Raw genomic sequence first — 21734 nt, forward strand, 5'->3', positions numbered from 1 at the left:
ACCGGCGCCTGGATCCTCAATTCTCACGTACCAGTAGTTGTAGCGAATGAATACTGAAGCCACTCACGACCAAAATGCAGCACTTTCCACTGGCGTTCGTCTTCGCAACGCCCGTGAACAACTCGGCCTGAGTCAGCAAACCGTTGCTGAACGCCTGTGCCTGAAGGTTTCCACGGTCCGCGATATTGAAGAGGATAAGGCTCCTGCCGATCTTGCTTCGACGTTCCTGCGTGGTTATATCCGCTCTTATGCGAAACTGGTGCATATTCCTGAAAATGAACTGCTGCCGATGATGGAAAAGCAGGCACCTGTCAGACCGGCGAAAGTTGCGCCGATGCAAAGTTTTTCGCTGGGCAAACGCCGTAAAAAACGTGATGGCTGGCTGATGAGCTTTACCTGGCTGGTACTGTTTGTCGTGATCGGCCTGACGGGCGCCTGGTGGTGGCAAAACCACAAAGCGCAGCAGGAAGAGATCACCACCATGGCCGATCAGTCCACCGCCGAGCTGAATGGCTCGGCGGGTGACGGCGCCCAGAGCATCCCCCTGAACACTGACACCGCCGCAACCGCCAGCGAACCGCAGGTACCTGCGAGCAATATGTCGGATGAGGCCACGGCGCAAAACAGCGCGCCTGTTGCCGGACAGACCGCGCAAGCGCCTGCCGACAACGCGGTTGTTTCGCCTTCTCAGGCTAACGTCGAGACCGCACCCGCGGTCACGGCGGATAACGCCGTTCAGCCACTGCCAGCCGATCCGGCTGGCGTGTCTGCTGCCCCTACAGACCCGAACGCGCTGGTGATGAACTTCTCTGCCGATTGCTGGCTTGAAGTGACCGACGCGACCGGTAAAAAACTGTTCAGCGGTCTGCAACGTAAAGATGGCAGTTTAAATCTGGCAGGCCAGGCGCCGTACAAGCTCAAAATTGGTGCTCCGTCAGCGGTGCAGATCCAGTTTCAGGGAAAACCTGTCGATCTGAGCCGTTTTATCAGAACTAACCAGGTTGCGCGTCTGACCCTCAATGCCGAACAATCAGCAGCACAGTAACAGTCAGGCAACGCGGGAGATTTTTCATGCATAACCAGGCTCCTATTCCACGTAGAAAATCGAAACGTATCTACGTCGGAAATGTGCCGATTGGCGATGGTGCTCCTATCGCCGTTCAGTCAATGACCAACACCCGTACCACTGACGTGGCGGCGACGGTCAATCAGATCAAAGCGTTAGAACGCGTTGGCGCAGATATCGTTCGCGTCTCCGTGCCGACAATGGATGCGGCAGAAGCGTTCAAACTCATCAAACAGCAGGTCTCTGTTCCGCTGGTTGCCGATATTCACTTCGACTACCGTATCGCGCTCAAAGTGGCGGAATACGGTGTAGATTGCCTGCGTATCAATCCCGGCAACATCGGTAGTGAAGAGCGTATCCGCGCAGTCGTCGATTGTGCCCGCGACAGAAATATTCCCATCCGTATCGGCGTGAACGCCGGTTCTCTGGAAAAAGATCTGCAGGAAAAGTACGGCGAGCCGACGCCGCAGGCGCTGCTGGAATCCGCCATGCGCCATGTGGATCATCTCGATCGCCTGAACTTCGATCAGTTCAAAGTCAGCGTCAAAGCCTCTGATGTCTTCCTGGCCGTCGAGTCCTATCGTCTGCTGGCGAAGCAGATCGATCAGCCCCTGCACCTGGGGATCACCGAAGCCGGTGGTGCCCGCAGCGGTGCGGTGAAATCGGCTATTGGCCTTGGTCTACTGCTCAACGAAGGCATTGGTGACACCCTGCGCGTTTCGCTGGCAGCCGATCCGGTCGAAGAGATCAAAGTCGGTTTTGATATTTTGAAGTCGCTGCGCATTCGTGCCCGCGGCATTAACTTCATCGCCTGTCCGACCTGTTCGCGCCAGGAGTTTGATGTTATTGGCACGGTCAATGCTCTCGAGCAGCGTCTGGAAGATATCATCACCCCGATGGATATCTCGATTATCGGTTGTGTGGTGAACGGTCCGGGTGAAGCGCTGGTCTCGACGCTGGGCGTCACCGGCGGCAACAAGAAAAGTGGTCTCTATGAAGATGGCGTCCGCAAAGATCGTCTGGATAATAACGACATGATCGATCAGCTTGAAGCCCGCATCCGCGCCAAAGCAGCGATGCTGGATGAAGCGAAGCGCATCAGCGTGCAACAACTGGAAAAATAACGTGATGGGAAGCGGTGTGCTTCCTGTGTATGATTGAACCCTTCGGTTAATGAACCCCAGGGTTCATTTTTGTCTATAGAAAGAGAACAAACGTGGCAAAGAACATTCAAGCCATTCGCGGCATGAACGATTACCTGCCTGGCGAGACCGCCATCTGGCAACGCATTGAAGGCACCCTCAAGCAGGTGCTCGGCAGCTACGGTTACAGTGAAATCCGTTTGCCGATTGTAGAGCAGACCCCGTTATTCAAACGCGCCATCGGTGAAGTCACCGACGTGGTTGAAAAAGAGATGTATACCTTTGAGGACCGCAACGGCGACAGCCTGACCCTGCGTCCGGAAGGTACGGCGGGCTGTGTACGCGCCGGCATCGAGCATGGTCTCCTGTACAATCAGGAGCAGCGCCTGTGGTATATCGGCCCAATGTTCCGCCACGAACGTCCGCAGAAAGGACGCTATCGTCAGTTTAACCAGCTGGGTGTGGAAGTGTTTGGTCTGCAAGGACCGGATATCGACGCCGAGCTGATTATGCTCACCGCCCGCTGGTGGCGTGCGCTGGGCATTTCAGAACACGTCACGCTGGAGCTGAACTCCATCGGTTCCCTGGATGCGCGCGCGAACTACCGTGATGCGCTGGTTGCGTTCCTGGAACAGCATCAGGACAAGCTGGACGAAGACTGCAAACGTCGCATGTACAGCAACCCGCTGCGCGTGCTGGATTCCAAAAACCCGGACGTGCAGGCACTGCTGAACGATGCGCCAGCGCTGGGCGATTATCTGGATGAAGAATCCCGTGAACACTTCGCCGGTCTGTGTAAGCAGCTGGAAGCCGCAGGTATTGCCTATACGGTGAACCAGCGCCTGGTACGTGGCCTGGACTACTACAACCGCACCGTGTTTGAGTGGGTCACCACCAGCCTCGGTTCGCAGGGTACGGTCTGTGCGGGTGGTCGTTACGACGGCCTGGTCGAACAGTTAGGCGGTCGTGCTGCACCGGCGGTTGGCTTTGCGATGGGTCTTGAACGACTTGTTTTGTTAGTTCAGGCAGTTAATCCGGAATTTAAAGCCGATCCTGTTGTCGATATATACCTGGTGGCCTCAGGCGCGGAAACGCAGTCTGCGGCAATGCAGCTTGCCGAACGCGTGCGCGATGCGCTGCCTGACGCTAAGCTGATGACCAACCATGGCGGCGGCAACTTTAAAAAACAGTTTGCGCGTGCCGATAAATGGGGCGCGCGTGTCGCACTGGTACTTGGCGAGTCAGAAGTGGCTAACGGCGAAGTAGTAGTGAAAGATCTGCGCTCTGGTGAGCAAACAACGGTAACGCAGGACGGCGTTGCGGCGCACTTGCGCACTCTACTGGGCTAAGGAGAAAGACTGCGTGGAAATGTACGAGAACGAAAACGACCAGGTCGACGCGATTAAACGCTTCTTTGCTGAAAACGGCAAAGCGCTGGCTGTCGGGGTGGTTTTAGGTATTGGCGCGCTGATGGGCTGGCGTTACTGGAACAGTCATCAGGTCGATTCGGCGCGCGGTTCCTCTTTACAGTATGAAAATACGGTGAGCGCCATTCGTGCCGATCAGCCGGAATCGCTGGCAGCGGCAGAGAAATTTGCGGCAGAAACCAAAAACACCTATGGTGCGCTGGCTTCGCTCGAAGTGGCTCAGCAGTTCGTGGATAAAAACGAGCTGGATAAAGCGGCAGCGCAGCTGCAGCAGGGGCTGGCCGCAACGAAAGACGCCAACCTCAAAGCGGTGATTAACCTGCGTCTCGCCCGTATTCAGGTTCAGCAGAAAAAGACTGATGAAGCCCTGAAAACGCTGGAGACCGTGAAAGGTGAAGGTTTTGCCTCGATTGTGGCCGACTTGCGCGGTGAAGCACTGCTCAGCAAGGGCGACAAACAAGGCGCGCGCAGCGCATGGGAAGCGGGCGTGAAAAGCAACGCCTCACCTGCGCTGAGCGAAATGATGCAGATGAAAATAAATAATTTGTCCGTCTGAGAGGGACCCAATGCAATTGCGTAAATTACTTCTGCCAGGACTGCTTTCCGTTACGTTATTGAGTGGCTGTTCACTGTTCAGTGGCGAAGAAGATATTGTCACCATGTCACCGCTGCCAACGGTTGAAAATCAGTTTGCACCGTCCACTGCCTGGAGCACTTCCGTCGGCAGTGGTATTGGTGATTTTTATTCCAACCTGCATCCGGCGTTTGCGGACAGCGTGGTCTACGCTGCTGACCGTAAAGGCACCGTTAAAGCGGTGAATGCGGATGACGGCAAAGAAGTGTGGTCGATTAACCTTGCTGAAAAAAGCGGCTGGATCTCCCGCTCGCCTGCACTGCTCTCCGGCGGTCTGGCTGTGGCTGGCGGCCATGTGTACGTGGGCAGCGAGAAGGCCCAGGTCTATGCCCTTAACACCAGCGATGGTTCCGTTGCGTGGCAAACCCGCGTGGCGGGCGAAGCCCTTTCACGTCCGGTTGTCAGCGACGGCATGGTGCTGATTCATACCGCCAACGGTCAGCTGCAGGCGTTGAATGAAGCTGACGGTGCGGTGAAGTGGACCGTTAACCTGGATATGCCTGCGCTCTCCCTGCGCGGCGAATCTGCCCCGGCTACCGCGTTTGGTGCGGCCGTTGTGGGTGGCGATAACGGTCGCGTCAGCGCCGTATTGATGCAGCAGGGGCAGCTGATTTGGCAGCAGCGTATCTCTCAGGCAACCGGTCCGACCGAAATCGACCGTCTGAGCGATGTGGATACCACGCCGGTCATTGCCAATGGCGTTGTGTATGCGCTGGCCTATAATGGCAACCTGACGGCGATGGATCTGCGTAGCGGCCAGGTCATGTGGAAACGCGAGCTGGGTTCAGTCAATGATTTCGTGGTTGAAGGTAACCGCATCTTCCTGGTTGACCAGAACGATCGCCTGCTGGCGCTCAGCACAGACGGTGGCGTGACGCTGTGGACGCAAAGCGATCTGCTGCACCGCCTGCTGACCGCACCGGTGCTGTATAACGGCAGCCTGGTGGTGGGTGATAGCGAAGGCTACATGCACTGGGTTGACCCGACCAACGGTCGCTTTGTCGCGCAGGAAAAAGTCGACAGCTCTGGGTTCCTGACCGAACCGGTAGTGGCTGACGGCAAACTGCTGATTCAGGCAAAAGACGGCACGCTGTACGCGATCACGCGTTAATCACAGCGGTTGTAGTATACTCAACGGCTCCTGTTGCTTCAGGGGCCGTTTTGATTTTTTAAAAAACGCCGCAAACGCGACGTGATATCGAATTTTATGAGGCTTTAATCATGGTACCTGTGGTCGCGCTTGTCGGGCGCCCGAACGTTGGAAAATCCACTCTGTTTAACCGTTTAACACGCACCCGAGATGCGCTGGTTGCGGATTTCCCGGGGCTCACGCGTGACCGTAAGTACGGTCGTGCAGAAGTGGAAGGTCGCGAGTTCATCTGTATCGATACCGGTGGTATCGACGGTACAGAAGATGGCGTCGAAACTCGCATGGCGGAACAATCCCTGCTGGCGATTGAAGAGGCAGACATTGTGCTGTTTATGGTTGATGCGCGCGCGGGCCTGATGCCTGCGGATACCGCCATCGCCAAGCACCTGCGCTCGCGTGAAAAAGCCACCTTCCTGGTCGCCAACAAAACTGACGGCATCGATGCCGATCAGGCGATGGCGGACTTCTGGTCGCTTGGTCTGGGTGATATCTACCCGATCGCCGCGTCTCACGGTCGTGGCGTCACCAGCCTGCTGGAAACCGCTCTCCTGCCGTTCGTGGACGAGATCAACCCGCCGGAAGAAATCGATGAAGATGCGGCCTATTGGGCGCAGTTCGAAGCCGATCAAGCCGGCGCTGAGGGCGTAGAAGAGCCTGAAGACGACTTCAATCCGCAGGATCTGCCGATAAAGCTGGCCATCGTTGGTCGTCCGAACGTCGGGAAGTCCACACTGACAAACCGTATCCTCGGTGAAGATCGCGTCGTCGTTTACGACATGCCGGGTACCACCCGCGACAGCATCTACATCCCGATGGAGCGTGACGAGCGTGAATATATTCTGATCGATACTGCCGGGGTGCGTAAGCGCGGCAAAATTACCGATGTGGTTGAAAAATTCTCGGTGATCAAAACCCTGCAGGCGATTGAAGACGCCAACGTGGTGATGCTGGTGATTGACGCCCGTGAAGGCATCTCTGACCAGGACCTCTCGCTGCTGGGCTTTATCCTCAACAGCGGACGCTCGCTGGTTATCGTCGTCAATAAGTGGGACGGCCTGAGTAATGAAGTGCGTGAGCAGGTCAAAGAGATGCTGGACTTCCGTCTGGGCTTCATCGACTTTGCCCGCGTGCACTTTATCTCTGCTCTACACGGCAGCGGCGTAGGTAACTTGTTTGAATCCGTACGCGAAGCCTACGACTGCTCCACCCGTCGTGTTGGTACCGCGATGCTGACCCGCATCATGACCATGGCGGCAGAGGATCATCAGCCACCGCTGGTGCGCGGTCGTCGCGTGAAGCTGAAATATGCCCACGCCGGGGGTTATAACCCGCCAATCGTGGTTATCCACGGTACCCAGGTGAAGGATCTGCCGGATTCTTACAAACGCTATCTGATGAACTACTTCCGTAAATCACTGGAAGTGATGGGTACGCCAATCCGCATCCAGTTCAAGGAAGGGGAAAACCCGTTTGCTGGCAAACGTAACACCCTTACGCCGAACCAAATGCGTAAGCGTAAGCGTTTGATTAAACACATTAAGAAAAGCAAGTAATCCTTGCTGATGCTGGAAAGCTCGCGCCTGTCGCGGGCTTTTTTTATGTCCGTAGCTGATAAATAATGTTGGCTACGACATTGAAACAAACGAGGTAGGCACATGCAGATTGGCTTTGTCGGGCTGGGCGCGGTGGTGGAAACGGCGTACTTACCCGCATTACAAAACACTTTCGGTCCTTCACTTTCCTGTGTTGGATTTGATATCCAGCCCGAGAGGACGCTGGCGGGCGTCACACGCTGTGCTTCGCTGGACGAGCTGCTTGCACAGCCCCTGGATACGCTGTTTATCACCACAGCATCGCTGCAGCACCTTGAGGTGCTTGAGCAGGCGGTTAACGCCTCTATTGCGCGCATTGTTGTGGAAAAACCGATTGTCGCCACGCTTTCACAGATTGCGACCCTGAAAAACCTGCTGGCAGCGCCCGACGTTGCAGGCCGCGTGCTGGCTCTCGATCACTGGATGGCACGCCTCGGCACGGTGCAGCTGGCGCTGATTGATTCTTTATCCGGGATCGTCAAAATCGAAGGGTTTCTTCAGGAGCCGAGCGGCTTCAACGCCGCGGGGGAGCCCATCGCACTGAACTTTGCCACCGGTGAGCCGGATACGCGGACGCTTCGCCATCCTGACGGTGTGATTCTGGATATCGGAACGCATGTGCTGGCAATGCTACGTGAAACGACGCGCTATCTGGGCGGTAACGACGAGATGAGCCTGCAGGTTATCACCGCCAAAGACCGGCTGGGGCAGGATATTGCCAAAGGTGACCTGATCACAGCAGAAGGCGAGGCGCACCTTCAGGGCCGGATTAGCGGCGTGCCGGTGGATATCTGGCTGAATAAATATGCGGGCCCGTCAGGCGGGCAAAAAGGACTCCGGCTGTACCTGCGCGATGGCAGGATCATCAGCCACGACAGACGCGGCACAGAAGATGTGCTGGAGCTGATTGAGGGCGAGGACATTCAACGCTGGCACATTCCCGGCACGATCTACGCCCACTGTCTGGCGGAACATATTCTGGGGGCGAAAAGTCTGTTTGAACGCGATCCAGAGGAGGTGCCGCGCACAACCCGGCGCAGGCTGGCAGAGGTCGAACTGTTGCTGAGCTTACAACAGCTGCTGCGTGGCCCGCACTGAGCGCATCGTGTAAAATCAACGTAGTAATGAATTTTCAGAGAAGGAGTCACCATGTCGATTACCTGTCCGGACTGCCAGGCACCGCTGACGCCGCAAAACGGCCTGGCCCACTGCGATACCTGCAATAAGGATATCCCCCTGGAGCCGCGCTGCCCGGAGTGCCACAAGCCACTCCAGGTGTTAAAAGCCTGCGGTGCGGTTGATTACTTTTGCCAGAATGGCCACGGATTGATTTCGAAAAAGCGCGTGGAATTTGTGCCGGTTTAAACCGGCTTTTTCTTGCGCGTTTTTTTGGCGGGGGTGACGCCTTTTACTTCGCTCTCGACCCAACCGTCGGCCAACCGGGTGGTGAGCCTATCCCCGGCTTTAACCTGTTTGGTCTGCTTTAACACGCTGCCGTCGGTAGCGGTAGTGACGCTGTAGCCGCGCGCCAGCGTGGAGAGTGGGCTGACGGCTTCCAGATGGGTGACCGCATTGCCAAAATGCTCGCGCGTGGCGCCCAGGCGCGCGCGCAGGTTATCGGCAAGACGATATTCCAGCTGTTGGATCCGCGTTTGCGCGCGATAAATACGTGGCTGCGGGTTGTGCTGATTCAGACGCTGGGTGGTGCGCTGCTGGCGCTGTCCCGCCCGTTTAAGCTGATTGTCGACCGCGAGGTTCATTCGCTGACGCAGACGTTCCAGCACCGTTTGCTGACGCGCCAGACGCAGCTGGGGATGTTGTTGCTGCAGGCGATGGTAAAGCTGGGTAAAACGCCGCGTGCGGTTGGCGAGAAAATAGTCCATCGCCATTTCCAGGCGCTGCTGGCCGTTCTGAATCTGGCGCAGCAGCTCCTGCTGGTTGCGGCTCACCACTTCGGCGGCGGCTGACGGCGTCGGCGCGCGCAGGTCAGCAACAAAATCGGCGATGGTGACGTCCGTTTCGTGCCCGACGGCGCTGACTACCGGAATAAGGCTGGCGAAAATCGCCCGCGCCACGCGCTCATCGTTAAAACTCCACAGATCTTCCAGCGAACCGCCGCCGCGCCCGACGATCAGGACATCACACTCCTTGCGTGCGTTAGCCAGCGCAATGGCGCGAACGATTTGCCCCGGCGCGTCATCGCCCTGAACCGCCGTCGGGTAGATGATGATCGGCAGGGAAGGGTCGCGGCGTTTCAGCACGTGCAGAATGTCATGCAGCGCGGCACCGGTTCTGGAGGTGATCACCCCAATGCAGCGGGCAGGGGAGGGAAGCGGTTTTTTGTACTTCTGATCGAACAGACCCTCTGCTGCCAGCGTTGCCTTTAGCTGCTCGTATTTCTGCTGCAGCAGGCCTTCGCCCGCGGGCTGCATGCTTTCGACAATGATCTGATAATCACCGCGCGGCTCGTACAGGGTAATATTGGCGCGTACCAGCACCTGCTGCCCGTGCTGAGGGCGGAACGTCACCCGACGATTGCTGTTGCGGAACATCGCGCAGCGTACCTGGGCGTTGTCATCCTTCAGCGTAAAATACCAGTGGCCGGACGATGGCTGCGTGAAATTGGAAATTTCACCGCTGATCCAAACCTGTCCCATTTCCTGCTCAAGCAGCAAACGAACCGTTTGATTAAGGCGGCTAACGGTAAAAATTGAGGGGGTCTGAGAGGATAACATGTGAGCGAGATCAAATTTTAAATCAGCAAGTTATTCAGTCGATAGTAACCCGCTGAGACACGATCGCAAGCATTTTTTATAAAAAAGTGTAGATGCAATCGGTTACGCTCTGTATAATGCCACGGCAATATTTAACCATCCAGGTCAGAGATATTGCCCATGCTACGTATCGCTAAAGAAGCACTGACGTTTGACGACGTCCTCCTTGTTCCCGCTCACTCCACCGTTCTGCCGAATACTGCCGACCTCAGCACGCAGTTGACTAAAACCATTCGTTTGAACATTCCTATGCTCTCCGCGGCAATGGACACCGTGACTGAAGCGCGTCTGGCTATCGCTCTGGCGCAGGAAGGCGGCATTGGCTTTATCCATAAAAACATGTCTATCGAGCGCCAGGCGGAAGAAGTTCGCCGCGTGAAGAAGCATGAATCTGGCATCGTTTCCGACCCACAATCCGTTCTGCCAACCACTACCCTGCAGGAAGTCAAAGCCCTGACCGAGCGTAATGGTTTTGCAGGCTACCCGGTTGTGACCGCGGACAACGAACTGGTAGGCATCATTACTGGCCGTGACGTACGTTTCGTTACCGACCTCAGCCAGCCGGTCAGCGTCTACATGACCCCGAAAGAGCGTCTGGTGACCGTCCGTGAAGGCGAATCCCGCGACGTTGTCTTTGCGAAGATGCACGAAAAGCGCGTTGAGAAAGCACTGGTTGTCGACAGCGGCTTCCACCTGCGCGGCATGATCACCGTAAAAGACTTCCAGAAAGCAGAACGTAAACCGAACGCCTGTAAAGACGAGCATGGCCGTCTGCGCGTCGGTGCGGCAGTTGGCGCGGGTGCGGGCAACGAAGAGCGCGTTGATGCGCTGGTTGCGGCAGGCGTTGACGTGCTGCTGATCGACTCCTCCCACGGCCACTCCGAAGGCGTGCTGCAGCGCATTCGTGAAACCCGTGCGAAATACCCGGATCTGCAAATCATCGGCGGCAACGTGGCGACGGGCTCAGGCGCTCGCGCGCTGGCTGAAGCTGGTTGCAGCGCGGTAAAAGTGGGGATCGGTCCTGGCTCTATCTGTACCACCCGTATCGTAACCGGCGTAGGCGTCCCGCAGATCACCGCAGTTTCCGACGCGGTTGAAGCGCTGGAAGGCACCGGTATTCCGGTTATCGCCGACGGCGGCATCCGTTTCTCAGGCGATATCGCTAAAGCGATCGCAGCCGGAGCAGCAGCGGTGATGGTCGGCTCCATGCTGGCCGGTACCGAAGAATCCCCGGGCGAGATCGAACTGTTCCAGGGCCGTTCTTACAAATCCTATCGCGGGATGGGCTCCCTGGGCGCGATGTCCAAAGGGTCGTCTGACCGTTACTTCCAGACCGATAACGCGGCTGACAAACTGGTGCCGGAAGGGATCGAAGGCCGTGTGGCGTATAAAGGCTACCTGAAAGAGATCATTCACCAGCAGATGGGCGGCCTCCGTTCCTGTATGGGTCTGACCGGCTGTGGTACCATCGACCTGCTGCGTACTAAAGCGGAATTTGTACGTATCAGCGGTGCGGGTATTCAGGAAAGTCACGTTCACGACGTGACCATCACCAAAGAGTCCCCGAACTACCGCATGGGCTCCTGATAATTTCCACGCCCGGATTTATGCCGGGCGATTTTGTTTCACTTGCCTCGGAATTAGCGTCAATGACGGAAAATATTCATAAACATCGCATTCTTATCCTCGATTTTGGTTCGCAGTACACTCAGCTGGTTGCACGTCGCGTGCGTGAACTTGGCGTTTACTGCGAGCTGTGGGCGTGGGATGTCACGGAAGCACAAATTCGCGAATTCAACCCAAGCGGCATTATTCTTTCCGGTGGCCCGGAAAGCACCACCGAGAACAACAGCCCGCGCGCGCCGCAGTATGTGTTCGAAGCCGGTGTTCCGGTATTCGGCGTTTGCTACGGCATGCAGACCATGGCGATGCAGCTGGGTGGCCACGTTGAAGCCTCTAATGAACGTGAGTTTGGCTATGCGCAGGTTGAAGTGCAGACCGACAGCGCCCTGATCCGCGGTATCGAAGATTCCCTGACCGCTGATGGCAAACCGCTGCTCGACGTGTGGATGAGCCACGGCGATAAAGTCACGGCGATCCCGTCCGACTTCGTGACCGTTGCCAGCACCGAGACCTGCCCGTTTGCCATTATGGCCAACGAAGAAAAACGCTTCTACGGCGTGCAGTTCCACCCGGAAGTGACCCACACCCGTCAGGGTATGCGCATGCTGGACCGCTTCGTGCGTGACATCTGCCAGTGTGAAGCCCTGTGGACTCCGGCAAAAATCATCGACGACGCCATCGAGCGTATTCGCCAGCAGGTGGGTGACGATAAAGTCATTCTCGGCCTGTCCGGCGGCGTTGACTCCTCCGTGACCGCAATGCTGCTGCACCGCGCCATCGGTAAAAACCTGACCTGCGTCTTCGTGGATAACGGCCTGCTGCGTCTGAACGAAGCTGAACAGGTTATGGACATGTTTGGCGACCACTTTGGCCTGAACATCGTTCACGTTGAAGGCGAAGAGCGTTTCCTGACTGCGCTGGCGGGCGAGAACGATCCGGAAGCGAAGCGTAAAATCATCGGCCGCGTGTTCGTGGAAGTGTTCGACGAGCAGGCGCTGCGTCTGGAAGACGTGAAGTGGCTGGCACAGGGCACCATCTACCCGGACGTGATCGAATCGGCGGCCTCTGCCACCGGTAAAGCGCACGTCATCAAATCTCACCACAACGTGGGCGGCCTGCCGAAAGAGATGAAGATGGGTCTGGTTGAGCCGCTGCGTGAGCTGTTCAAAGACGAAGTGCGTAAGATCGGTCTGGAACTGGGCCTGCCGTACGACATGCTGTACCGTCACCCGTTCCCGGGTCCAGGTCTGGGCGTGCGCGTGCTGGGCGAAGTGAAGAAAGAGTACTGCGACCTGCTGCGTCGTGCGGACGCGATCTTCATCGAAGAGCTGCATAAAGCCGACTTGTACAACAAAGTCAGCCAGGCGTTCACCGTGTTCCTGCCAGTCCGTTCCGTGGGCGTGATGGGCGATGGCCGTAAGTACGACTGGGTTGTCTCCCTGCGTGCCGTCGAGACCATCGACTTTATGACCGCACACTGGGCGCACCTGCCGTACGATTTCTTAGGCCGCGTGTCTAACCGCATCATCAATGAAGTTAATGGCATCTCGCGTGTTGTGTATGACATCAGCGGTAAGCCACCTGCGACGATTGAGTGGGAATAACCTCTCCTGATCGCTAAACAAAGCCCTCGGATCCCTCCGGGGGCTTTTTTGTTTGCCTCTGCCCGATAAACAGCGTTACCGCCAGCCCGGCAATCACCAACGTCAGGCCCCACGATACCCACATCGCGCCAGTCGTCCCTAACATCCTGTTCAGCCATGCATACGCCAGCGGGGAAGCCGCTGCCATTAACTGGGCGGGGATCAGCAGCACGCCGGTGCGCCTGGCGTACTCTTCAGGCGCAAAAAGCTGTAGCGGCAGGGTAGCTTTGACGATGGTCACCAGACCGTTAATCGCCCCATAGCCCAGCACAAAACCGGCTGCCGACCACAGGTAAAGCGAACTGCTCAGCCCGAGTAAAAAACAGACCGGCATAGCCAGGGCTGTTACGAGGGTCAGGCGCAGCGGGGTGAGTCCTGCGCCTGCTACTACCTCCAGAAAGCGTGCCCCCGTCTGCCCAATCCCCCATAGCATGCCGATGGCAACCGGCAGACCTGTGCTTGCGATAAATTCTGGCAGGTGCGTGGAGGTGCCGTTAGAAACAAACGTGATCAGCGCAATAAACGTTGCGTACAGCCAGCCGTTGCGTCGCGTCTTGTCATCGGCAGAGGAAGTCGGTTGGCGCTTACTCACTGCAGGAAGGGTCTGATTGGGCAGCGAGCGGGTAAGCGCCGCGCTCAGCAAACCGAACAGGGCATAGATCAGCAGCGTTTCTCGCCAGCTCATCAGCGTCAGCAACGCTTCGCCCAGCGGCCAGAACACCACCGAAGCCAGCCCGCCCGCCAGCGTCACGCGGGAAATCGTTCGCCGTGCCTGCTGCCCGTAGAGATTAACCAACGCGGCGAACAGCGCGTCATACAGCGACAGGCGCATGCCGACACCGGTCACCATCCAGGCGAGGTACCAGCCAACAAGCGAGTAGGAACAGGCCATCGCCACGCAGCTTACCGAAATCAGCAGCGTACCGATCATCACCGTGCGCTGCCCGCCGATAAGCGCCAGCAAGCGGGCGACACGCGGTGACAGGGAAGCCATCACCAGCATGGCGAGCGTCAGGCCTGAATAGATCGCCGGTGACGACCAGCCGGTGTCGGCCGTTATCGCCCGGGCCAATGTTCCCGGCATATAAAATGAAATCCCCCAGTTGATAAGCTGATTACAACCGAGGGTGAAGGGGATCGCGCGAGCCAGGACAGGGGATTTCATTATCTATCATTCCGTTAGAGAGTTGTCCTGAGCATAGCCCGCGCGGTATGGTGCTGGCAGGCCTGTACGTTTATGACTGCTATAAGAGAAACTTTGCGATGACGACGCTCAATCTGGGACATCTGGCGACCTTTCGACTGGTCGTTCAGCGGGGCAGTTTTTCTGCGGCTGCGGACGTGCTGGGCCTGTCGCAGCCGGCGGTCAGTTTGCAGATCCGTCAGCTGGAGCAGTTTCTCCAGGCGCGTTTAATTGAGCGTACCGGGCGGGGGATCAAAGCCACGGCGGCCGGGCTGGCGCTGGTGACGCATGGCGAGCGCATTGAGCAGGCGGTGGATGAAGCGATTCGTTCGGTGGCCGGGTTCAGTCATGAGGTGAGCGGCACCCTCGCGATCGGCATGGGGGCGACTGCCTGCATCCATCTTTTGCCGCCGCTATTGCAGCAGCTGCGTCAGGATCACCCTCTGTTGAGGGTAGGCGTTACGACAGGCAATACCCTTGATATTGTCCGTGCGATAGAGGAGAACCGCCTCGATCTGGGTCTGGTGACGTTACCCGCGGCGGGGCCTGCGCTGGCCATTACGCCGGTGCTGGATGAAGAGTTTGTGTTTATTGCCGCTGAGGATCAGCAGGCGCAGTTCGATGCGCTGACTGCCGAGAATCTGCACCAACAGCCCTTGATCGCATTCAGTGCCGGGAGCAGCACCCGGGTCATGATCGACAGTTGGTTCCAGGCCAGTGGCGTGCAGGCAGTGCCGATCATGCAATCAGGCAGTATCGAAGCCATCAAACGGATGGTATGCGTTGGGCTGGGCTACAGCATCATTCCCCGCATGGCCGTCAGCAGTGAGCAAGACCGTCAGGGATTGTGCGTGCGTTCGCTTACGCCGGTTTTACAGCGTCAACTGGCGATAGTGATGCGGCAGGATAAAATTCTGAGCAAAGGCATTAGCGAAGTGATTCGGCTATTACAAAACGTCTGATAATTGAAATCGTTACTCACTCACGCATTAATTAATTTTCGGCGAGGAAGGTTCAACGTAATCCACAGACAGGCCGGACTGTTGTGCCTGTTTTTTTTCCTGATGGTGATACCAGGCGCCGATAGAGGAATAGACAAAACGGCCAAGGAAAAAGAATAAACTGATTAGCAGTATGATACGCGTCATTCGAGTGTTAAACCGATGTCGTTTGCGCATACGTGTGGCCTGACTCACTGTGGATTTCCTGAAATACCCTGCGGGCGATGGGCTCATTAAGGCACACGGGCGCACAGGGGTCAATTATTCGTAATGTAAAATTCCGTCAACGAATAACATACTTAATGTTATGTATAATAATTAGATTATTTACGCCATTGATAATTAGCACAAAAATATGGTTAAAAAATGTGATTATCCTACTTCGTTATTAATATGTTTGATTTAAGTCAACTATTGCTTGCCGTTGCTAACTAAAATCTTTGCTCCACATTCGTGTAATCATTTTTTGTCTGCACGGCAACGTCGTCAGGTTGGATGCCTGTCTGAACTACCCCTGGATGAGTGGGTTAACTATGGCATCTATGACTATTTTTTCGTTCTACCAAAAACACAAAGATCGCTGGTGGGCGCTTCCGTTGATTTTGCCCGGTGCGCTGTTGCCGCTGGCGCACGCTGCCACAACCTACACGCAGATGCAGGGGAGTCTGGTAGTGCTGTATTACATGCCGCTGGCGTTGCTGCTGTCGCTGATGTTGTTCTACGGGATGGCGGCGGTCCCCGGCATCATTCTGGCGTTATTCCTGCACTATTATCCGACGATTGGCGGTTACGAAACGACGGTGGCAATCGGCCATTTCCTGATCCCGATAATTCTCAGCTGGGGGGGATACCGGATGTTTACCCCGCGGCGCAATATGATCTCCTATGGCGACGGGCAACTGATGGCGCAGCGGATGATCTGGCAGATGCTCTGCCCGGCGACCTTGTTTCTTCTGTTGTTCCAGTTTGCGGTGTATCTTGGCGTCTATGAAAAACGCTTTAACCTGGCGGGCATCAGCGAGCCTGGTATCCGCGCGTTAATCAATTACCAGGGGCTGCTGGTCGGGTGTCTGACCGGGGTGCCATTTTGCTATCTGCTGATCCGCATTATCCGTCACCCTCGCTATCTGCGCAGCCTGCTGTCGCAGACCCTCCTCCAGATAGACCGTAAGGTCACGCTGGTCGAAATGGGGATCTGGAGTCTGGTCACCGGTGCGCTGCTGGCTTTGCTGCTGTGGCCCATTAACGAGAACAGCACCATCTTTAGCACCAACTACACGCTGTCGCTCCTGATGCCGGTTATGCTCTGGGGGTCGATGCGTTTTGGCTACAGGCTGATGTCGCTTATCTGGACGCCGGTGCTGATTATCTCGATCCACTACTTCTATCGCTATATTCCCTGGACCCAGGGATATGACCTGCAGCTCACCATTACCACATCCAGCTATCTGGTCTTCACCTTTGTGGTGGTCTACATGGCCGTGCTGGCGACGCGTCAGCGGGCAATCACGACTCGCGCCAGCCGACTGGCGTTTCTCGACCCGATAGTGCATATGCCGAACCTGCGCGCCCTCAGCCGCGCGCTGGGCAAAAAGCCCTGGTCGGTGCTCTGTTTCTTGCGCATGCCGGAGCTGGAAGTGCTCGGGCGCAACTACGGCGTGCTGCTGCGTATTCAGTACAAGCAGAAGCTGGCGGCGTGGCTGGGTGAATATTTGCAGCCGGATGAGTGCGTTTACCAGCTTTCGGGGCACGATCTGGTGCTCAGGCTGAATACTGAAGCGCATCAGTCGCGAATGGATGAACTGGATCAGCACATTAAACGCTTCCGCTTTTACTGGGACGGGATGCCGCTTCAGCCTCAGGTGGGAGTCAGCTACTGCTACGTCACTTCCCCGGTGGTGCATCTTTATCTGCTGCTGGGTGAGCTAAGCACGATTGCGGATCTCTCTCTGTCGACCAATCATCCGGAAAACCTGCAGCAGCGGGGTGCCATCAATTTACAGCGCGGCCTGAAAGATAAAGTGGCGATGATGAACCGCCTGCAGCAAGCGCTGGAGAAAGACCAGTTTACCCTGATGGCTCAGCGGGTGCAGGGCGTGCGGGGCGATAACTATTATGAAGTGCTGATCCGCCTGCAAAATGACGACGGGGAACTGATATCGCCCGATACGTTTTTGCCGGTGGCGCAAGAGTTTGGCCTCTCGTCACGTATTGATCTCTGGGTATTGGAGACGACGCTGCAGTTTATGGCCGACAATCGGCAGAGCCTTCCGGCGCAGCGCTTTGCCATCAATCTGTCGCCTACATCCATCTGCCGGGCGCAGCTGCCGCTGGAGGTTAAACGCCTGTTGCAAAAGTATGCGGTTGAGTCCTGGCAGCTGGTATTTGAGATCACCGAGAGCAGCAGTTTTGGTAATGCCGGGCTGGCGACTCAGACGGTCAACCAGCTGCAGCAGATGGGGTGTCGGATCGCGATTGACGATTTTGGTACCGGCTACGCCAGCTACGCACGGTTAAAAAGCGTGGATGCCGATATCCTCAAGATCGACGGCAGCTTTATTCGTAACATCGTCAGTAACAGCCTGGATTACCAGATTGTCGCCTCGATTTGCCATCTGGCGAGGATGAAGAAGATGCAGGTAGTGGCGGAATATGTCGAAAGCGAAGAGATCCGAATCGCCGTACTGGGGCTGGGGATCGATTACCTGCAGGGCTATTTGATTGGTAAACCGGAACCGATGGAGACACTACTAAAAAATGAGGCGCTCACAAAGAGCGCCTGATGAGCAGATTATGCGGCCACTTCCGGGGAGCGCTCTTCTTCAATTTTTAAGCACCAGCCGGTGACGGCGCTCCAGAACTGCTGTTCGCGTTCCAGATCCAGCAGCACCAGCGCGTTCTGGCTGAACCAGTCGTGCGGGAAGCTCAGGGTCCAGTGGTTGTCATCCGTAGTCAGCGTCAGCGTCGGCGGCGTGGTTGTTGCCTGACGCTGGTTGTTCAGCAGCACCCCCAGACGCAGCAGCTGGATCAGCGGCATAAACTGTTTTTTCTTAAACAGCGTAAAGCGCGGCATGTCGTCCAGCTTGACGGCTTTACGATGGTAGCGCACCAGGGAGGCCATCATCGTTTGCTGTTCCTGGTTAAAACCCGGCAGGTCGCTGTTCTGCAGAATGTACGCCGAGTGGCGGTGCATTCCGCTGTGATTGATGTTCAGCCCGACTTCATGCAGCATCGCCGCCCATTTGAGTAATGCCGCCAGCTGCGGATGCGCCAGTTTCGGATTCTGGGCCTCCCACTGTTCGTAAATATGGGTGGTGGTTTCCAGCACGCGCTTCGCCTGCTCGCGGTCAATATTGTACTGGTTGGCCAGGCTCTGGGCGGTACGGCTGCGAATGTCCTGATGGCGGAAACGACCTTCCATCTCATACAGCACACCTTCGCGAAGGGCGCCGTCAGACAGGCGTAACTCGCGAATAGCCAGCGCATCAAACACGCCGCAGAGGATCGCCAGGCCCGGCACAAACACCGCCTTACGCTCTTCTGACAGTCCCGGCAGGCTGAGGGCATCGAAGCTTTTATGCTTGAGCACCTCCTCCAGCAGCATCGCCAGACGTTCCGGGGTAATAAAACCGTCTTTTTCGCCCATCTCGACCAGCACTTCATGCGCCGCCTTAATGGTGCCGGAGGCACCGAGCGCCACGTTCCAGCCCTGCAGACGATACTGCCAGGCAAGCGTTTCCAGCTTCTGCACCGCCGCCATGCGCGCACGCTGGAAGTTCTCCCGGGTGATCACGCCGCCAGGGAAGTAGATCTGGGCGAAGCTAACGCAACCCATCCGTCGGCTTTCGACCAGATGCGGTTCAAAGTTTTCACCAATCACCAGCTCGGTGGAGCCGCCGCCGATATCAATGACCAGCTTGCGGCCTTTTTCCGGCTGGGTATGTTCCACGCCCATAAAAATCAGACGCGCTTCTTCATTGCCTGAAATGATTTCGATAGGGTAGGGGATCACTTTTTCCGCGCGCTTCAAAAACTCTGTCGCGTTCGATGCCTGGCGAAGCGTATGGGTACCGACAATGCAGACGCTCGACGGGGTAAACCCCTGCAGACGTTCGGCAAACAGCGACAGGCAGCTCAGCCCGCGCTCCATCGCCTCTTCGCTGAGCATGTTGTCAGCGCCCAGGCCATCGGCCAGGTGCACGCGCTGCTTCAGACGACCGATGATCTGCATTGCGCCATCCACTTCACGGGCAATGACCATGTGGAAGCTGTTAGAACCAAGGTCGACCGCGGCGAACTCCTGCGGTCGTGGGGTCTTATCGTTTATCGGCATAGGTTAATCGGGTTGCTCGAGTGATTTGATATAGTCGTAAATCGCCAGCTGTGCCCGCACTTTACGGCGATTGCCGCGCGGCACATAGCGGTTACTCAGTTCTTTATCGACATAGCGTGCTTTCACGGTGTCGCTTAACAGTAAATCAATAATATCAAGAACTTGTTGTTTTAGGCGCGGATCGAGTAGCGGAGCCGCCACTTCAATGCGGTAGTCGATATTGCGCGTCATCCAGTCGGCAGAAGAGAGGTACACCCGCTTATCGCCACCGTTCTCAAAAATATAGATCCGATCGTGCTCAAGATAACGGTCAACGATGCTGATGACGCGAATATTTTCACTGATACCCTCCAGATCGGGGATCAACGAACACATGCCGCGGATCAGCAGATTCACCATCACCCCGGAGCTGGAGGCCGCATACAGGCGATCGACCAGCCCTTTATCCACCAGGTTGTTGATCTTCAGCGTAATCCCGGCAGGTCGGCCGTTCTGCGCATTGGCGATCTCTTTATCGATCATGTCGTACAGCAGCCGGCGCGAGTTCTGCGGGGAGACCAGCAGATAGTCGAAGCTGACCGGGCGATACGGGTTCTCAATAAAGTTAAATACCCGGCGCACCTCGTTGGTGATCCGCGCATCGGCGGTGAGCAGCGAGTAGTCGGTATAAATACGCGCAGTTTTTTCGTTAAAGTTACCGGTGCCGATGTGGGCGTAGCGCACCACATCCTCGCCCTCTTTACGGGAGATGAGGAACAGCTTGGCGTGGATTTTCAGCCCTGGTGCCGAGAAGATAACATGCACGCCTGCTTCGGTCAGACGGCGAGCCCAGTGGATGTTTGCCGCTTCATCGAAGCGTGCCTGCAGCTCAACCACCACGGTCACTTTCTTACCGTTATGCGCGGCATGGATCATCGCGTCAATAATGCGTGAATCTTTCGCCACGCGGTAAATATTGATTTTGATCGCCAGCACGTTGGGATCGAACGATGCCTGACGCATCAGTTCCAGTACGTGCTCGAAGGTGTGGTACGGATAGTAGAGCAGGACATCGCGCTCGCGAATTGCGTCAAAGCCGTTGCGGAACTTGTCGAACCAGATATGACGCAGGCGCGGCAGCGGTTTATTCACCAGGTTGGCTTTGCCCACATTCGGGAAGCCAATAAAATCTTTAAAGTTGTGATAACGCCCGCCCGGCACGATGGAGTCGTAGCGGGAGATAGTCAGCTTTTCACGCAGCATCTCGACCATCGCATCCGGCATATCGCGCTGATAGACAAAACGTACTGGCTCTGCAGTCAGGCGCTGCTTCAGGCTCGACGACATCAGCTCCATCAGGCTGGCTTCCATCTCGTGCACCAGGTCGTACTCGGCGTCACGGGTCATCTTCATGGAGTACGCATTCAGCGCATCGTAATCGAAGAAGCCCTGGAAGATATCGTCCAGACAGTAGCGCAGAATGTTATCCAGCAGGATCATCGGCTTGCGGCGACGTGGCGTTTCTGGCGGCAGATTGACGAAGCGCGGCACTTTATCTGACGGGATCTCCAGCAGGGCGTAGCGAATGCTGTCGCCGCGGATAATCTCAACCGCCAGATAGGTGTAGTCATCCTTCAGGAACTGCACCAGGTCGGTTTCGCGGTTAATCAGAATGGGGGTGATGTGCTGGCGCAGATAGTGTTTGAAGTAGTGGCGCAGCCAGCTCTGTTGGTTGACGGAGAGTTGACGCTCATTAATCAGGAAGATTTGATTACGCGCCATCTCCAGCAGCAGTTCGTTATACAGGCCGTCGAATTCCTGATCGGCTTTCAGCACGCGGGACTGGATCTTGCCCAGCAAATGGCGTGAATTCGAGTTTAAACCCTGCTCTTCGCTAATGATGATGCGCCGTTTCAGTTCCGCGAAGCGAACTTTATAGAACTCATCCAGGTTATTGGAGTAGATACCCAAAAAACGCATGCGCTCAATCAGCGGGTTGCTTTTGTCAGCCGCTTCCTGAAGTACACGCTCGTTGAATGCTAACCAGCTTAGCTCTTTCTCGATGTATAACTTTTCCTGACCCATTACTACTCACACTCCAGTTCAATCACAGGACGTGGTAAATCCGTCTCGCCCTTATTATGGCGAGCATTTCCACAATATGTCCAACTGTGTCAGAAAAGTATG

Annotated in this window: 17 protein-coding genes; 12 read left to right on the plus strand and 5 right to left on the minus strand. The window is 56.3% G+C overall.

The genetic code is table 11. From position 1 onward, the window contains the following. Nucleotides 1-46: 46 nt before the first annotated feature. From rodZ to ACRDD5_RS05605, 8 genes are all read left to right on the plus strand, one after another. Nucleotides 47-1045 (plus strand): cytoskeleton protein RodZ, encoded by a 999-nt coding sequence (rodZ, locus tag ACRDD5_RS05570; protein ID WP_438676148.1) that lies wholly within the window; start codon nt 47-49, stop codon nt 1043-1045. 26 nt (nt 1046-1071) lie between these two features. Further along, complete coding sequence (gene ispG, locus ACRDD5_RS05575; protein ID WP_438676149.1) at nt 1072-2190, plus strand: flavodoxin-dependent (E)-4-hydroxy-3-methylbut-2-enyl-diphosphate synthase; 1119 nt, start codon at nt 1072-1074, stop codon at nt 2188-2190. Between the two features lie 92 nt (nt 2191-2282). Further along, a complete protein-coding gene (hisS, locus tag ACRDD5_RS05580) occupies nt 2283-3557 on the plus strand; it encodes a histidine--tRNA ligase (RefSeq protein WP_271281009.1) in 1275 nt (424 codons plus the stop codon). Nucleotides 3558-3570: 13 nt separating this feature from the next. After that, nucleotides 3571-4191 (plus strand): YfgM family protein, encoded by a 621-nt coding sequence (locus ACRDD5_RS05585; RefSeq protein WP_271281010.1) that lies wholly within the window; start codon nt 3571-3573, stop codon nt 4189-4191. Nucleotides 4192-4201: 10 nt separating this feature from the next. Further along, nucleotides 4202-5380: an outer membrane protein assembly factor BamB gene (gene bamB / locus ACRDD5_RS05590; RefSeq protein ID WP_271281011.1), complete on the plus strand. Its 1179-nt coding sequence runs from the start codon at nt 4202-4204 to the stop codon at nt 5378-5380. A gap of 110 nt (nt 5381-5490) precedes the next feature. Then, nucleotides 5491-6972: a ribosome biogenesis GTPase Der gene (gene der, locus ACRDD5_RS05595; protein WP_271281012.1), complete on the plus strand. Its 1482-nt coding sequence runs from the start codon at nt 5491-5493 to the stop codon at nt 6970-6972. Between the two features lie 102 nt (nt 6973-7074). Next, entirely contained in the window at nt 7075-8109 is a 1035-nt protein-coding gene (locus tag ACRDD5_RS05600; protein WP_438676150.1) for a Gfo/Idh/MocA family oxidoreductase, read from the plus strand. A gap of 51 nt (nt 8110-8160) precedes the next feature. Continuing rightward, the gene (locus ACRDD5_RS05605; RefSeq protein WP_271281014.1) at nt 8161-8376 is read left to right on the plus strand and encodes a zinc ribbon domain-containing protein; all 216 of its coding nucleotides are present in this window, start codon (nt 8161-8163) and stop codon (nt 8374-8376) included. Here ACRDD5_RS05605 and xseA read toward each other — a convergent pair. Further along, nucleotides 8373-9746 carry an exodeoxyribonuclease VII large subunit gene (gene xseA / locus ACRDD5_RS05610; RefSeq protein ID WP_438676151.1) on the minus strand — a complete coding sequence of 458 codons (1374 nt, stop codon included), beginning with the start codon at nt 9744-9746 and terminating at the stop codon, nt 8373-8375. The genes ACRDD5_RS05605 and xseA overlap by 4 nt on opposite strands. Nucleotides 9747-9905: 159 nt before the next feature. On the opposite strand from xseA, the gene guaB reads away from it, so the two are divergent. Together guaB and guaA are read left to right on the plus strand one after the other, a co-directional pair. Next, nucleotides 9906-11372 carry an IMP dehydrogenase gene (gene guaB, locus ACRDD5_RS05615; RefSeq protein ID WP_271281016.1) on the plus strand — a complete coding sequence of 489 codons (1467 nt, stop codon included), beginning with the start codon at nt 9906-9908 and terminating at the stop codon, nt 11370-11372. Between the two features lie 62 nt (nt 11373-11434). Further along, complete coding sequence (guaA, locus tag ACRDD5_RS05620) at nt 11435-13012, plus strand: glutamine-hydrolyzing GMP synthase (protein ID WP_271281017.1); 1578 nt, start codon at nt 11435-11437, stop codon at nt 13010-13012. Nucleotides 13013-13025: 13 nt separating this feature from the next. On the opposite strand, the gene ACRDD5_RS05625 is transcribed toward guaA, so the two are convergent. Further along, complete coding sequence (locus tag ACRDD5_RS05625) at nt 13026-14216, minus strand: MFS transporter (protein ID WP_438676152.1); 1191 nt, start codon at nt 14214-14216, stop codon at nt 13026-13028. A gap of 98 nt (nt 14217-14314) precedes the next feature. Here ACRDD5_RS05625 and ACRDD5_RS05630 point away from each other — a divergent pair, with 98 nt between their 5' ends. Next, entirely contained in the window at nt 14315-15196 is an 882-nt protein-coding gene (locus tag ACRDD5_RS05630) for a LysR family transcriptional regulator (protein ID WP_438676153.1), read from the plus strand. A 27-nt stretch (nt 15197-15223) separates the two neighbouring features. Here ACRDD5_RS05630 and ACRDD5_RS05635 read toward each other — a convergent pair whose 3' ends face one another. Beyond that, nucleotides 15224-15430, minus strand: a complete 207-nt coding sequence (locus ACRDD5_RS05635; protein ID WP_271269013.1) for a YfgG family protein — start codon at nt 15428-15430, stop codon at nt 15224-15226. Nucleotides 15431-15777: 347 nt separating this feature from the next. Between ACRDD5_RS05635 and ACRDD5_RS05640 the strand changes: the two genes are divergently transcribed. Continuing rightward, nucleotides 15778-18018, plus strand: a complete 2241-nt coding sequence (locus ACRDD5_RS05640) for an EAL domain-containing protein (protein ID WP_438676171.1) — start codon at nt 15778-15780, stop codon at nt 18016-18018. A gap of 8 nt (nt 18019-18026) precedes the next feature. Here the strand turns inward: ACRDD5_RS05640 and ppx are convergent, their stop codons facing one another. Both ppx and ppk1 read right to left on the minus strand, forming a co-directional pair. Further along, on the minus strand, nt 18027-19568 hold the full coding sequence (gene ppx, locus ACRDD5_RS05645) for an exopolyphosphatase (protein WP_271281020.1): 1542 nt from the start codon (nt 19566-19568) through the stop codon (nt 18027-18029). A gap of 3 nt (nt 19569-19571) precedes the next feature. Beyond that, nucleotides 19572-21632 carry a polyphosphate kinase 1 gene (ppk1, locus tag ACRDD5_RS05650; RefSeq protein ID WP_438676154.1) on the minus strand — a complete coding sequence of 687 codons (2061 nt, stop codon included), beginning with the start codon at nt 21630-21632 and terminating at the stop codon, nt 19572-19574. Between the last annotated feature and the right edge of the window lie 102 nt (nt 21633-21734).

Source organism: Silvania sp. (assembly GCF_051656365.1).
Lineage (GTDB): Bacteria > Pseudomonadota > Gammaproteobacteria > Enterobacterales > Enterobacteriaceae > Enterobacter > Enterobacter hatchlandensis.

Coding starts and splice junctions, on each gene's coding strand:
- rodZ (WP_438676148.1), top strand. CDS start 47: ATGAATACTGAAGCCACTCACGACCAAAATGCAGCACTTTCCACTGGC.
- ispG (WP_438676149.1), top strand. CDS start 1,072: ATGCATAACCAGGCTCCTATTCCACGTAGAAAATCGAAACGTATCTAC.
- bamB (WP_271281011.1), top strand. CDS start 4,202: ATGCAATTGCGTAAATTACTTCTGCCAGGACTGCTTTCCGTTACGTTA.
- der (WP_271281012.1), top strand. CDS start 5,491: ATGGTACCTGTGGTCGCGCTTGTCGGGCGCCCGAACGTTGGAAAATCC.
- ACRDD5_RS05600 (WP_438676150.1), top strand. CDS start 7,075: ATGCAGATTGGCTTTGTCGGGCTGGGCGCGGTGGTGGAAACGGCGTAC.
- ACRDD5_RS05605 (WP_271281014.1), top strand. CDS start 8,161: ATGTCGATTACCTGTCCGGACTGCCAGGCACCGCTGACGCCGCAAAAC.
- xseA (WP_438676151.1), bottom strand. CDS start 9,746: ATGTTATCCTCTCAGACCCCCTCAATTTTTACCGTTAGCCGCCTTAAT.
- guaB (WP_271281016.1), top strand. CDS start 9,906: ATGCTACGTATCGCTAAAGAAGCACTGACGTTTGACGACGTCCTCCTT.
- guaA (WP_271281017.1), top strand. CDS start 11,435: ATGACGGAAAATATTCATAAACATCGCATTCTTATCCTCGATTTTGGT.
- ACRDD5_RS05625 (WP_438676152.1), bottom strand. CDS start 14,216: ATGAAATCCCCTGTCCTGGCTCGCGCGATCCCCTTCACCCTCGGTTGT.
- ACRDD5_RS05630 (WP_438676153.1), top strand. CDS start 14,315: ATGACGACGCTCAATCTGGGACATCTGGCGACCTTTCGACTGGTCGTT.
- ACRDD5_RS05640 (WP_438676171.1), top strand. CDS start 15,778: ATGACTATTTTTTCGTTCTACCAAAAACACAAAGATCGCTGGTGGGCG.
- ppx (WP_271281020.1), bottom strand. CDS start 19,568: ATGCCGATAAACGATAAGACCCCACGACCGCAGGAGTTCGCCGCGGTC.
- ppk1 (WP_438676154.1), bottom strand. CDS start 21,632: ATGGGTCAGGAAAAGTTATACATCGAGAAAGAGCTAAGCTGGTTAGCA.